We start from the raw sequence: 13,707 nt of genomic DNA, 5'->3' as shown, positions 1-13,707 counted from the left end.
CCCCCGAGGAACCCATGTCTTCCCTGACCAGCGATCCCCCCGTCGGCGCCGCCGGCACCGGCACGAGCCCACCGGGCAAGGACCACGCAGCCCTGAAGGTGGTGCCCGTGCGCCACCCCCTGCGGTGGGCCGCCGTCGCCGTGACCGCCGTCCTGATCGCCCAGTTCGCGCACGGCCTCGCCACCAACCCCGCCTGGGAATGGGAGGTGTTCGCCGAGTTCTTCACCGCCGACGTGATCCTCGACGCGGTCTGGGTCACCCTCCAGCTCACCTTCTACGGCACCGCCATCGGCTTCGCGCTCGGCATCGTCATCGCCTTCATGCGGCTCTCCGCGAGCCCCTTCCTCAAGTCGGTGGCCTTCGGCTACATCTGGGCGTTCCGGTCCATCCCGCTCATCGTGCAACTGCTCTTCTGGTTCAACCTGGCCTACCTCTACAAGGAGATCAGCTTCGGGATCCCCTTCGGTCCCGGCTTCCTCTCCTTCGACACGATGGGCCTGGTCGGCGCGATGAGCGCGGCCGTGCTCGGACTCGCCCTGCACCAGGCCGCGTACGCCGCCGAGATCGTGCGCGCGGGCGTACTGGCCGTCGACAGCGGCCAGTTGGAGGCGGCCGCCGCGCTCGGCATCCCCCGGCTGCGCCAGGTGCGCAGGATCGTCCTCCCGCAGGCCATGCGGGCGATCCTGCCCAACGCGGCCAACGAGATCATCTCGCTCTTCAAGGGCACCTCGATCGTCTCCGTGATGGCGATCGGCGAACTCTTCTACCAGGTGCAGGTCATCTACGGCCGCAACGGCAGGGTCGTGCCGCTCCTGATGGTCGCCACCGTCTGGTACATCCTCCTGACCAGCGCCCTCTCCGTCCTCCAGCACTACGTCGAACGACACTTCTCGAAGGGGGCCACGCGATGAGCGCCCAGCTCGCCGACGCCACGAACGCCATGGTCGAACTCCGTTCCGTACACAAGTCCTTCGGCTCACTGGAGGTCCTCAAGGGGGTCGACCTGGTGGTCGGGGCGGGCGAGGTGACCGTCATCCTCGGGCCCTCCGGGTCCGGCAAGTCGACGCTCCTGCGCACCATCAACCACCTGGAGAAGGTGGACGGCGGCTGGGTCGGCGTCGACGGCGCGCTGATCGGCTACCGGCGCTCCGGCGACAAGCTGTACGAGCTGCGCGAGCGCGAGGTGCTCAAGCAGCGCACCCGGATCGGCTTCGTCTTCCAGAACTTCAACCTCTTCCCCCATCTGACCGTCCTGGAGAACATCGTCGAGGCCCCCGTCTCCGCGCTGAAGCGGCCCCGCAAGGACGCCGTCGCGAGCGCCGGGGCGCTGCTCGCCAGGGTCGGCCTCGCCGACAAGGCCGACGCCTACCCCAAGCAGCTCTCCGGCGGGCAGCAGCAGCGCGTCGCCATCGCCCGCGCGCTCGCCCTGGAGCCGAAACTGCTCCTCTTCGACGAGCCGACCTCCGCGCTCGACCCGGAGCTGGTCGGCGAAGTCCTCGACGTCATCAAGGACTTGGCGGGCCAGGGCACCACGATGATCGTCGTCACGCACGAGATCGGCTTCGCCCGCGAGGTGGCCGACACGGTCGTCTTCATGGACGACGGGCGCGTGGTCGAACAGGGCGCCCCCGCCGACGTGCTCGACGCGCCCCGCCACCCGCGCACCCGCGCCTTCCTCTCCAAGGTCCTCTAGGAGCCCCCGCATGCCATCCCGACGCACCACGCTCACCTACGCCGTCGCCGCCCTGGCCGCGGTGCCCCTGCTCGGTGCCTGCGGCGGTGACAGCGACGCCGCGACCGGCGGCGGGCGGCCGGGCACCCAGAAGGTCGGCGACATCAACATCGGACCCGACCAGCACCGCGTGCGCGGCAAGAAGGTCGCGGCGATCGCCGCGCTCGTCCCTGAGAGGGTCCGCGAGCGCGGCACGCTGCGGCTCGGCGGCGGCGCCGACTCGACCGCCCCGCTCGGCTTCTACGCCACCGACGACAGGACCCGCATCGGCTCCGAGGTCGACCTCGCGATCCTGGTCGCCGACACCCTCGGCCTGAAGCCCGCCTTCGAGCAGGTCTCCTGGGAGAACCTCTTCGTCGGCCTGGACAGCGGCAAGTTCGACGGCGTCTTCGGCAACGTCACGGTGACCGAGGAACGCAAGCAGAAGTACGACTTCGCCACCTACCGCCTGGACAACATCGCCTTCGAGGCGAAGAAGGGCGCGGCCTGGAAGGTGAAGGGGCCCGCCGACGTGGCGGGCAAGTCCGTCGCGGTCTCCTCCGGCACCAACCAGGAGAAGATCCTCGTCGACTGGAGCAGGCGCAACGAGCGGGCCGGACGCGCACCGGTCGACATCAAGTACTTCCAGAAGGACTCCGACTACTACCTGGCCCTCCAGTCCGGGCGCATCGACGCCTACCTCGGCCCGAGCCCCTCGGTCTCGTACCACGTGGCGTCCGCGGGCCGGACGAAGGTGGTGGGCTCGCTGTCCGGCGGCGGCACTTCGGTCCAGGGAGAGATCGCCGCCACCACGAAGAAGGGCAGCGGGCTCGTCGACGCCTACGCCGCCGCGCTCAACCACGTGATCAAGGACGGGAGTTACGCGAAGGTCCTCAAGCGCTGGGGCCTGTCCGGTGAGGCCGTGACCACGTCGCGGATCAACCCGCCGGGACTGCCGAAACCGTAGTCGTTCCGCTGCGGGCGCCCCCTTCCAAGGGCGCCCTCCATCTCGGAAAGGATTAGCTGATGTCGCTCCATCTCGCCGCCGCCATCGATCTGTCAGGGGCCTACGAAGCCGGTCCCTACGCCGAGTTGGCGCTGCTCGCCGAGGGCGGCGCGCTCGACTTCGTGACGCTCGGGGACTCCTTCGCGAGGCCCGGCCTCGACGCGCTCGCCGTCCTGACCAGACTCGCGCCCGCCACCGGGCGGATCGGGCTCGTGCCGGCCGTCACGACCACGCACACCGAGCCGTTCCACGTGCAGGCCGCCGTCGCCACCCTGGACTGGGTCAGCCACGGGCGGGCCGGCTGGACGGTCGAGGTGTCGGCGACCGAGGCGGAGGCCCGGCTGTTCGGGCGGCGGAGGGCCGCGCCGCGCGAGGAACTGTGGCAGGAGGCCGCCGAGTTCGCCGACGTGGCGGCGCGGCTTTGGGACAGCTGGGAGGACGACGCGGAGATCCGGGACGTGCCGACCGGCCGCTTCATCGACCGCGACAAGCTGCACTACGTGGACTTCGAGGGCCGCGCCTTCTCCGTACGGGGCCCGTCGATCGTGCCCAGGCCCCCGCAGGGCCACCCGGTGACCGTCGTCGACGCCACCGAGCCGCGGGCCCGCGAGGCCGCGGCCCGGCACGCGGACGTCGCCCTGGTCCATGCCGCCTCCGCCGCCCAGGCCGATGCCGCGCGGGCCGAACTGCGCGAGCTCGCCGCCCGGTCCGGGCGCGACCCGGACACGCTGCGGGTGTTCGCCGCGCTCGTCGTCGACCTCGGCGGCGGCGAGCACGCCGCCGAAAGGGGCCACGGCGGCGGGCCGCTGCCCACCGCCGAGGGGCCCGCCTACCGGGGCGGGCCCGTCGACCTCGCCGAGCTGATCGCGGCCTGGCACCGGACGGGCGCCGTCGACGGCTTCCACCTCACGCCCGTCGAGCCGCGCCGTGACCTGGAGCGGCTCGTCAACGGCACCGTCGCGCTGCTCCAGCACCGCGGCCTGTTCCGCACCTTCTACCCGGGCAGCACGCTGCGGGAGCACCTGGGCCTGGCCCGGCCCGCCAACCGTTACGCCGCGCTCGCGGGGGAGCCCTCATGACCCGACGTACGACCGGTAAGCAGATCCACCTCGCCGCCCACTTCCCCGGCGTCAACAGCACCACCGTCTGGTCCGACCCCAGGTCCCGCTCGCACATCGACTTCTCGTCCTTCGCGCACCTGGCCCGCACCGCCGAGCGGGGCCTGTTCGACTTCTTCTTCCTCGCCGAGGGGCTGCGGCTGCGCGAGCACAAGGGGCGCATCCACGACCTGGACGTCGTCGGACGGCCCGAGGCGCTGACCGTGCTGACCGCGCTCGCCGCCGTCACCGACCGGATCGGCCTCGCGGGCACCGTCAACGCGACCTTCAACGAACCCTATGAACTGGCCCGCAGGCTCGCCTCCCTGGACCACCTCAGCGCCGGCCGCGCCGCCTGGAACGTGGTCACCACGTCGGACGCCTTCACCGGCGAGAACTTCCGGCGCGGCGGCTACCTCGACCGGGCCGACCGCTACACCCGCGCCGCCGAGTTCCTCGCCACCGCGCGCGAGCTGTGGGACTCCTGGACGCCGGACGGACGCCGGCGGAGCTTCGCCCACCACGGCGAACACTTCGCGATCGAGGGCGAGTTCACCGTCCCGCGCACCCCGCAGGGCCACCCCGTCGTCATCCAGGCAGGGGACTCTCCGGAGGGCCGCGAGTTCGCCGCCTCGGCCGCCGACATCATCTTCACCCGGCACGGCACGCCCGAGGCGGGCCGGGAGTTCTACGCCGACGTGAAGAGGCGCCTCGCCGCGTACGGAAGGGAGCCCGACGACCTGCTGATCATGCCCGGGGTCAGCTACGTCCTCGGCGACACCGCGGCCGAGGCGCAGGAGAAGGCCGTCGAGATCCGCCGCAGGCAGGTCTCCCCGCAGAACGCGATCCTCGCCCTGGAACAGGTGTGGGGCGTGGACCTCTCCGCGTACGACCCGGACGGGCCGCTGCCCGACATCGACCCCGACCCCGCATCGGAACTCGTGCAGGGCCGCGTGAAGATCAAGGACCCCTTCGCCGTCGCCGCGAAGTGGCGGGCCCTGTCCGAGGCCAAGGGCCTGTCCATCCGGCAGACCGTCATCGAGACCACCGCCCGCCAGTCCTTCATCGGCACGCCGGACGCGGTCGCCGCCGACCTCGCGGAGTTCGTGGCGGCCGACGCGGCCGACGGCTTCATCCTCGTCCCGCACCTCACCCCCGGCGGGCTCGACGACTTCGTCGACCGGGTGGTGCCCCTGCTCCAGGAACGCGGCGTGTACCGCACGGAATACCGGGGCGCGACGCTGCGCTCCCATCTGGGGCTGCGCGAGCCCGTATGGAAGGGTTGATCATCATGAGCACCGAACACGACACCGCCGCCGACGCCGTACGGGAGTGGAAGCACTGGCACGAGGGGCGCACCGAGAGCGTCTCGGCCCCCTACGGGCCGCTCGCCCTCCAGGGCACCCACTGGCTCGCGGACCATCCGGAGGGCGAGATCCCGGGTCTGCCGGGGCGGTGGACCGGGACGCCCGACGCGGTCGTCCTGACCGCGGGTCCCGACGACGGCCTCACCGTCGACGGTCGTCCGGTGACGGGCGAGGTGCGGCTGACCGCCGACAGCGGCCCGGTCGCCGACGCCCGCGTCGCGCACGGCGCGCGCCGCCTCCTCGTGCTGCGCAGGGAAGGGCTCTGGGCGGTACGGGACTTCGACCCGGACGCCGCCGCGCGCCGCGCGTTCACGGGCATCGACGCCACCGCGTACGACGCGCGCTGGGCGGTGCCCGGACGCTTCACCCCGTACGCCGAGGACCGCACGGTCACCGTGGGCAACGCCGACGGCAAGGAGCGCGGCCTCGGCCTCGGCGGTGAACTCGCCTTCCGCCTCGGGGGAGTCGAGCACACCCTCCAGGTCACCGTGGAGGGCGACGGCTCGCTGTGGGCCGTCTTCGCCGACGCCACCAGCGGCACCTCCAGCTACCGCTTCCGCTTCCTGCGGCCCGCAGCGCCGGACGCCGAGGGGCGCACCACGGTGGACTTCAACCGGGCGCTGCTGCCGCCGTGCGCCTTCGCCGACCACTTCCTGTGCCCCTTCCCGCCGCCCGGCAACACCCTCGTCGGCGAGGTCGCGGCGGGGGAGCGGAACCTTATCGACCGCTGACACGTCCGACAGCGGGGACGGTGTGAAAGCGGCACCGCACCCCGGCCGATGACCCAAGCCCCGGTGGCGTACGACAGGTACGGAACCCGCCGGGGCCGGTCGTCGTGTATCGGTCGGGGCGGCCGAAAGACGCCCTTGTGCGGCCTGTCCCGCCCCCCAATACTCCCGAGAAGCGCTTGTCAGGAGCACGGCGTATCCGGAATCAGGGCTTGCTCTTTGGCTGCGCCTCACGGGTCCCCACCCACAAGGACCCACTGACTTCCCTCGGGAGGAACAAACGTGAGGATCAAGCGCACCATCCCCCGCAGCGGCCTTGCGAGACGCACCTCGATGCTCGCCGTGGCCACCGGCCTCGTCGCCGCAGGCGCGCTCGCCGTCCCCGCCGCCAGTGCCCACGACAGCTCCGCGACGTTCAGCGCCGCACAGCTGGAACAGGCCAGTGACGCGGTGCTCGGCGCCGATGTCGCGGGCACCTCCTGGGGCGTCGACCCCACGACCAAGCAGGTCGTCGTCACCGCCGACAGCACGGTCTCCAAGGCGGAGATCGCCGAACTCAAGGCGGCGGCGGGCAGCAACGCGGACGCCCTGAAGATCGAGCGCACGCCGGGCAAGTTCCAGAAGTACATCTCCGGCGGGGACGCCATCTACGCGTCCAGCTGGCGCTGCTCGCTCGGCTTCAACGTCCGCAGCGGCAGCACCTATTACTTCCTGACCGCCGGGCACTGCACCGACGGCGCGGGCACCTGGTGGTCCAACTCGGCGAAGACCACCGTGCTCGGCACCACGTCGGGATCCAGTTTCCCGACGAACGACTACGGCATCGTCAAGTACACGAACAACTCGGTCACCAAGTCCGGCACCGTGGGCAGCCAGGACATCACGCGCGCCGCCGACCCGACGGTCGGCCAGAACGTGACCCGCCGCGGCTCCACGACCGGTACGCACAGCGGCCGGGTCACCGCACTGAACCAGACCGTCAACTACGGCGGCGGCGACGTCGTCTACGGCATGATCAAGACGACGGTCTGCGCCGAACCCGGCGACAGCGGCGGCCCGCTGTACGCGGGTTCCACGGCGCTGGGTCTGACCTCCGGCGGCAGCGGCAACTGCTCGTCGGGCGGCACGACCTTCTTCCAGCCGGTCACCGAGGCACTGCGCGCGTACAACGTCAGCGTCTACTGACTCCGGCGCGCCGAGCGGCGACCGAGTCCGCAGCCAGCGGTGGGTGAGCCCCCGTCCGACACCCCGGACGGGGGCTCACCCTTGTGTCCCGTCACCCCCTCCCTTTGTGTCCGGCCCGGGGTTACCTTCGAAGAGGACGCCCAACACGCCCAATTCGGACCCTGGGGGGCCGGCATGGTCGAGGAGCTGGTGGCGGCGGGAGTGACCGTCGGGTCTCTCGGAGTGGTCTACGCGATGGCGGCGGCGCGCGTCGTCAAACAGTACGAACGCGGAGTGGTGCTGCGCCTCGGCAAGTTGCAGCGGTCGGTGCGGGGTCCGGGGCTCACCATGATCGTGCCCGGTGTGGACCGGCTCCGTAAGGTCAACATGCAGATCGTCACGATGCCGGTGCCCGCGCAGGACGGCATCACCCGCGACAACGTGACGGTCCGGGTGGACGCCGTCATCTACTTCAAGGTCGTGGACGCCGCCGACGCCGTCGTGCAGGTGGAGGACTACCGCTTCGCGGTCTCGCAGATGGCGCAGACCTCGCTGCGCTCGATCATCGGCAAGAGCGACCTGGACGACCTGCTGTCCAACCGCGAGAAGCTCAACCAGGGCCTTGAGCTGATGATCGATTCCCCGGCGATCGGCTGGGGCGTGCAGATCGACCGCGTCGAGATCAAGGACGTCTCGCTGCCGGAGACGATGAAGCGGTCCATGGCCCGGCAGGCCGAGGCGGACCGGGAGCGGCGGGCGCGGGTCATCAACGCCGACGCCGAACTCCAGGCGTCCAAGAAGCTCGCCGAGGCCGCGCACGAGATGTCCGAGGAGCCCGCGGCGCTCCAACTCCGTTTGTTGCAGACCGTGGTGGCGGTCGCCGCCGAGAAGAACTCCACCCTCGTCCTGCCCTTCCCCGTCGAACTGCTCCGCTTCCTGGAGCGCGCCCAGCAGGCCCTGCCGCAGCAGCCGCAGCAGCCGCAGGGACAGCCGGTGAGCCGGCCCGGGAAGAGCGGCACGGAGATGCCCGCGGCGGATGCGCCGGTTCCGGTGGACCCGGCGAAGCTGCCGGAATCCGGAGCCGAAGAGGCGGAAACCGGAGCACCCGGCCATCCCGCAAGGGCGAGAACCGGACAGGACTAGTCCTCACAGGCTGACGATCGCCCCCTCGCTCGCGGTGTTTGCAACGGGAACCGACGTGGCGAGACCGAGATCGTCCAACCGGCCGGGGGCGCGCGGTGGTTGTCGTGCGCGCGTCCTGAAGTAGACCTTGTGTGCGACCGGAAGGCGTCGGGATAGTGGGCGAGGCCAAATTGGCATGGACGCGGCTTCTTCAGCGTGGTGACTCCGTGCCGCGTACGCCCTGCGGTCCGTCGGGCCCCCACGCCTGACGGGTCGTTCCCCCCACAGGAGGTCGTGACTTTGAAGCACCGACGCATACCCAAGCGGCGTGCCGCCGTGGCAGGCGCGGGCATCGCCGCGCTGGTTGCCGCGGGCATCACCTTCCAGACTGCGAACGCGAGCGAGAACTCCCCGGAGCCCACGCCGGACACCCTCTCGGCGGCGAAGGCCGGAAAGCTCGCCTCGTCCCTCGGCAAGGAGCTCGGCGGCCAGGCCGCGGGCACGTACTACGACGCCAAGGCCAAGGCCCTGGTCGTCAACGTGCTCGACCGGAGCGCGGCGGACGCCGTGGAGTCGGCGGGCGGCAAGGCCAGAATCGTCGAGAACTCCCTCGCCGAGCTGAAGAGCGCCCGCGCCACGCTGGACCACGAGGCGGCCGTCCCCGGCACCTCGTGGGCGATGGACCCGGCGACCAACAAGGTCGTCGTCACGGCCGACCGCACGGTCAAGGGCGCCGCGCTCGACAAGGTCACCGCCACCGTGAAGAGCCTCGGCGGCAAGGCCCAGCTCAAGCACAGCAAGGGCGAGTACAAGGCCCTCATCGCCGGTGGCGACGCGATCTGGGGGAGCGGTTCGCGCTGCTCGCTCGGCTTCAACGTCGTCAAGGGCGGCCAGCCCTACTTCCTGACGGCGGGCCACTGCGGCAACGCGGTCAAGAGCTGGTCGGACTCGCAGGGCGGCTCGGAGATCGCCACCACCGAGGAGTCGAGCTTCCCGGGCAACGACTACGCCCTCGTGAAGTACACGGGCGACACCCCGCACCCCAGCGAGGTGAACCTCTACGGCGGCACCCAGGCGATCAGCAAGGCCGGGGACGCCACGGTCGGCCAGAAGGTGACGCGCAGCGGCAGCACCACCCAGGTCCACGACGGTGACGTCACCGCGCTGAACGCCACGGTCAACTACCAGGAGGGCCAGGTCGACGGTCTGATCCAGACCACGGTCTGCGCCGAGCCCGGTGACAGCGGCGGCGCGCTCTTCGCCGGTGACACCGCGCTGGGCCTCACCTCGGGCGGCAGCGGTGACTGCTCCTCGGGCGGCGAGACGTTCTTCCAGCCGGTGCCGGAGGCCTTGTCGGCCTACGGCGCGGAAATCGGCTGACGCGCTCCCGCGCACGGGTAGCGGAGTTTAGGGCGCCGGTCCGCAGGAGCGGACCGGCGCTTTTTCTCATTTCTTGTGAAAAGTTTCACAAGCGCTCAAGGGGCTTTAGTCCCATCACGTATCAGCAGGTCAGGCTGGTGTTTTCTCGCGCGGCAGCCACTTTCGAATGGACCTACGTCCCCCGGTTAGGGTCTTTTTCGGCCGGGCGGGCGCAGTGAAAAGGTGTGGAATTGGAGGCGTAAAGAAAAGGTCTGAAGAAGGAGTACCTGCCATGCAGGCCAAGGAGATGGTGGACGGACTGGTCGAAGGGGCGCTCGCCGCGCTCGGCCGGTTCGAGTCGTACGACCAGGAGCAGGTCGACCACATCGTCAAGAAGGCCTCCCTCGCCGCGCTGAGCCAGCACGGGGAACTGGCGCGGCAGGCGGTCGAGGAGACCGGTCGCGGTCTCTTCGAGGACAAGGCCGTCAAGAACCTCTTCGCGTGCGAGCACGTCGTCAACTCGCTGCGCGGACTGAAGACCGCGGGCGTCATCTCCCGCGACGAGCTGAACGGCATCACCGAGATCGCCGAACCGGTCGGCGTCGTCTGCGCGATGACCCCGGTCACCAACCCGACCTCGACGACCATCTTCAAGGCGCTCATCGCCCTGAAGACCCGCAACCCGATCATCTTCGCCTTCCACCCCAGCGCCCAGCGCTGCTCCGCCGAGGCCGCCCGCGTGGTGCGCGACGCCGCGATCGAGGCGGGCGCGCCCGAGAACTGCGTGCAGTGGGTCGAGGAGCCCTCGATGGAGGCGACCGGCCTCCTGATGAACCACGAGGGCGTCTCCACCATCCTCGCCACCGGCGGCAACGCGATGGTCAAGGCCGCCTACTCGTGCGGCAAGCCCGCGCTCGGCGTCGGCGCGGGCAACGTGCCCGCGTACGTCACGCGCAGCGGCAAGCTGCGCCGCGCCGTGCACGACATCGTGCTCTCCAAGTCCTTCGACAACGGCATGATCTGCGCCTCCGAGCAGGCCGTCATCCTCGACCGGGAGATCTACGAGGAGGGGCTCGCGGAGTTCCGCAGGCTCGGCGCGTACGTCGTCACGGCGGCCGAGAAGACCAAGCTGGAGGAGTTCGTCTTCGGCACCACCGCCTTCGCCAACAACTGCTCGGGCGCCAAGCTGAACGCGTCCGTCGTCGGCAAGTCCCCGCGGTGGATCGCCGAACAGGCCGGTTTCGAGGTCCCCGACGGCACCTCGATCATCGTCGCCGAGTGCGCGGAGGTCGGCGAGGGCGAGCCGCTCACCCGCGAGAAGCTCTCCCCGATCCTGGCCGCGCTGAAGGCCGAGGACACCGCGCACGGGCTCGAACTCTCCGCGCGGATGGTCGAGTTCCACGGACTCGGGCACAGCGCCGCCATCCACACCGAGGACGAGGACCTCGCCGAGGAGTTCGGCAAGCGCGTCAAGGCGATCCGCGTGATCGTCAACGCGCCCTCCACCTTCGGCGGCATCGGCGACGTCTACAACTCCTTCCTCCCCTCGCTCACCCTCGGCTGCGGCTCCTACGGGCACAACTCGGTGTCCGACAACGTCTCCGCGGTCAACCTCGTCAACGTCAAGCGGATCGGACGGCGCAACAACAACATGCAGTGGTTCAAGGTCCCGCCGAAGATCTACTTCGAGCGCAACTCGCTGCGCTACCTCGGTGAGATGGAGGGCATCAAGCGCGTCTCGATCGTCACCGACAAGACCATGTCGACGCTCGGCTTCGTGCAGCGCGTGACCGACATCCTCGCGGCGCGCGAGTCCGCCGTCACCGTCCAGATCATCGACAACGTCGAGCCGAACCCGGAGCTGGCGACCGTGCGGGCCGGTGCCGCGCTGATGCGGGACTTCCAGCCGGACACCATCATCGGCCTCGGCGGCGGCTCGCCGATGGACGCGGCGAAGATCATGTGGCTGATGTACGAGCACCCGGAGATCGAGTTCGCGGACACCAAGGAGAAGTTCTTCGACATCCGCAAGCGGGCCTTCAAGTTCCCCGGGCTCGGCAAGAAGGCGCAGATGGTGGCCGTCCCGACCACCTCGGGCACCGGCTCGGAGGTCACCCCCTTCGCGGTCATCTCCGACCCGGAGGCCGCGCAGAAGTACCCGCTCGCCGACTACGCGCTCACCCCGAACGTGGCGATCGTCGACCCGGTCCTGCCGATGGGGCTGCCCGCCACCGTCACCGCCGACTCCGGCTTCGACGCGCTGACCCACGCCACCGAGGCGTACGTCTCCGCCTACTCGAACGACTACACCGACGGGCTCTGCCTCCAGGCCATCAAGCTGATCTTCGAGAACCTGGAGCGGTGCGTCGTCAACGGGCCCAAGGACCCCGAGGCGCGCGAGAAGATGCACAACGCCTCGACCGTCGCGGGCATGGCCTTCGCCAACGCCTTCCTCGGCCTGGTGCACGCCATGGCGCACACCCTCGGCAACACCTTCCACGTCGCCCACGGCCGCACCAACGCGCTGCTCCTGCCGCACGTCATCCGGCACAACGGCACGGTCTCCGGCAAGGCGACGCCGTGGCCGAAGGCGGAGGTCTACCGGGCGCCCGAGCGGTTCCAGGAGATCGCCCGGATGCTGGGTCTGGCGGCGGAGACCCCCGAGGAGGGAGTGGAGTCCTATGCCCGTGCGGTCGAGGAACTGCGTGCCAAGTGCGGGATCCCCGCGTCCTTCCAGGAGGAGGGTGTGGACGAGGAGGCCTTCCTGGCGGCTCTGCCGCAGCAGGCGATGAACGCGTACGCCGATCAGTGCGCGCCCGCCAACCCCCGGATGCCGATGATCGACGAGATGCAGCGGTTGATGCGGCAGGCGTACTACGGGAACGGGACAGGTGCCTGATCTGGTCCGCCGGCCGCGGGTCGTGCGTGGTTGCTCGCGCGGTTCCCCGCGTCCCTGACGGGGCCGCCCCTGACCGGGCGGCCCCGTCAGCGCTTGGGCCAGTACCAGAGCGGCTCGTCCAAGAGGCTTTCCCGGCCCGCCACCGTCGTTTGACCCGACTCCTTGAGCAGACCTAGGGAGTTGACGTCGACGCGGTGGCGGGCCGCTCCCTCGGCCACCGCGTCGGCGAGCGGACGGGCGTGGGTCACCAGGACGATCTGCGTGTCCCTCGTCGCCGTGAGGATCAGATCGGCGAGGGGGCGCAGGAGGTCGGGGTGGAGGCTCGTCTCCGGCTCGTTCAGGACGAGCAGGGACGGGGGACGGGGGGTGAGGAGCGCCGCGGTCCAGAGCAGATAGCGCAGCGTGCCGTCGGACAGCTCGGCGGGGCCCAGCGGGCGGAGCAGTCCGTGCTGGTGCAGCTGGAGTTCGAAGCGGCCGCCGCTGTCGGCGATCCGCACCCGGCTGCCGGGGAAGGCGTCGTCCACCGCGTCGTCGAGGGCGCTCGGGTCGCCGATCTCGCGGATCGTCTGGAGGGCGGCCGCCAGGTCCGCGCCGTCGTGGGCGAGGACCGGGGTGCGGGTGCCGATGCGGGCGGCGCGGGCGGGGGCCGCCGCGTCGGTGCGCACATGGTCGTAGAACCGCCAGGAGCGGATCAGCTCGCGCAGTCTGAGCAGGTCGGGGGCGAGCTGTGGGTCGGCCAGCTCGCCGAGCATGCTGTCGTAGGGCCGCAGGCCCTGGGTGCGGTGCCAGCCGCCGTCGGCGGTGCGGGTGCGCACGGCGGGGCCCGCGCGGTCGCAGAGCAGGGCCGCGGGGCGCAGCACGGGACCGGCCCAGGTGCACTCGCGCTTGATCTCCGGGTCGAGGTTGAACATGGAGGGCTCGGCGCCGGAGCCCGAGGTGGGGATCGGGTGGCCGAAGTCCACCGCGTACCCGAACTCGTCGCCCGCGAAGCCGAGGCGGAGGCTGGTCGCCTCCGCCTTCGCCGGGCCGGCCCAGAGCGCGGACGGCAGCCCGCCCTCGCGGGCCAGGGCGGCCACCGCGCCGCCGCGCGCGGAGTCGGCGAGCAGCCGCAGCGCGCGGTACAGGCTGGACTTCCCCGCGCCGTTGGCACCGGTGATCACGTTGAGCCGGTCCAGCGGGACGATCAGTTTGCGCAGGGAGCGGTAGTTCTCGACGGCGAGTGTGCGGATCATGCGTTTCAGCCTCGCACCCGGG

Annotated in this window: 11 protein-coding genes; 10 read left to right on the top strand and 1 reads right to left on the bottom strand. The window is 70.8% G+C overall.

Features of this window, described 5'->3' with window-relative positions:
• Positions 1-14: 14 nt before the first annotated feature.
• From ACIO9J_RS40705 to adhE, 10 genes are all read left to right on the top strand, one after another.
• Complete coding sequence (locus ACIO9J_RS40705; RefSeq protein ID WP_402010442.1) at positions 15-911, top strand: amino acid ABC transporter permease; 897 nt, start codon at positions 15-17, stop codon at positions 909-911.
• Positions 908-1,693: an amino acid ABC transporter ATP-binding protein gene (locus ACIO9J_RS40700; RefSeq protein ID WP_402010440.1), complete on the top strand. Its 786-nt coding sequence runs from the start codon at positions 908-910 to the stop codon at positions 1,691-1,693. The genes ACIO9J_RS40705 and ACIO9J_RS40700 overlap by 4 nt, the downstream gene beginning before the upstream one ends.
• 10 nt (positions 1,694-1,703) lie before the next feature.
• Positions 1,704-2,678, top strand: coding sequence for an ABC transporter substrate-binding protein (locus ACIO9J_RS40695; RefSeq protein WP_402010439.1), 975 nt, complete (start codon positions 1,704-1,706; stop codon positions 2,676-2,678).
• Between the two features lie 59 nt (positions 2,679-2,737).
• Positions 2,738-3,796, top strand: a complete 1,059-nt coding sequence (locus ACIO9J_RS40690; protein ID WP_402010438.1) for an LLM class flavin-dependent oxidoreductase — start codon at positions 2,738-2,740, stop codon at positions 3,794-3,796.
• Positions 3,793-5,100 carry an NtaA/DmoA family FMN-dependent monooxygenase gene (locus tag ACIO9J_RS40685; protein WP_402010437.1) on the top strand — a complete coding sequence of 436 codons (1,308 nt, stop codon included), beginning with the start codon at positions 3,793-3,795 and terminating at the stop codon, positions 5,098-5,100. Before ACIO9J_RS40690 ends, ACIO9J_RS40685 begins: the two co-directional genes overlap by 4 nt.
• A 5-nt stretch (positions 5,101-5,105) precedes the next feature.
• On the top strand, positions 5,106-5,912 hold the full coding sequence (locus ACIO9J_RS40680; RefSeq protein ID WP_402010435.1) for a DUF1684 domain-containing protein: 807 nt from the start codon (positions 5,106-5,108) through the stop codon (positions 5,910-5,912).
• Between the two features lie 279 nt (positions 5,913-6,191).
• A complete protein-coding gene (locus tag ACIO9J_RS40675) occupies positions 6,192-7,094 on the top strand; it encodes a S1 family peptidase (protein WP_402010433.1) in 903 nt (300 codons plus the stop codon).
• A gap of 174 nt (positions 7,095-7,268) precedes the next feature.
• Positions 7,269-8,216, top strand: coding sequence for a slipin family protein (locus tag ACIO9J_RS40670; protein WP_402010431.1), 948 nt, complete (start codon positions 7,269-7,271; stop codon positions 8,214-8,216).
• Positions 8,217-8,495: 279 nt separating this feature from the next.
• Positions 8,496-9,575 carry a S1 family peptidase gene (locus tag ACIO9J_RS40665; RefSeq protein ID WP_402010538.1) on the top strand — a complete coding sequence of 360 codons (1,080 nt, stop codon included), beginning with the start codon at positions 8,496-8,498 and terminating at the stop codon, positions 9,573-9,575.
• Between the two features lie 271 nt (positions 9,576-9,846).
• Positions 9,847-12,453, top strand: a complete 2,607-nt coding sequence (gene adhE / locus ACIO9J_RS40660) for a bifunctional acetaldehyde-CoA/alcohol dehydrogenase (RefSeq protein ID WP_402010430.1) — start codon at positions 9,847-9,849, stop codon at positions 12,451-12,453.
• 86 nt (positions 12,454-12,539) lie between these two features.
• On the opposite strand, the gene ACIO9J_RS40655 is transcribed toward adhE, so the two are convergent.
• A complete protein-coding gene (locus ACIO9J_RS40655; RefSeq protein ID WP_402010429.1) occupies positions 12,540-13,685 on the bottom strand; it encodes an AAA family ATPase in 1,146 nt (381 codons plus the stop codon).
• Positions 13,686-13,707 lie beyond the last annotated feature (22 nt).

Origin of the sequence: Streptomyces sp. NPDC087300 (assembly GCF_044744425.1) — a bacterium.
In the GTDB taxonomy this organism is placed as follows: Bacteria; Actinomycetota; Actinomycetes; order Streptomycetales; family Streptomycetaceae; genus Streptomyces.
Note: the sequence above shows the minus strand (reverse complement) of the source record. Positions and strands in the feature narration are given on the sequence as shown.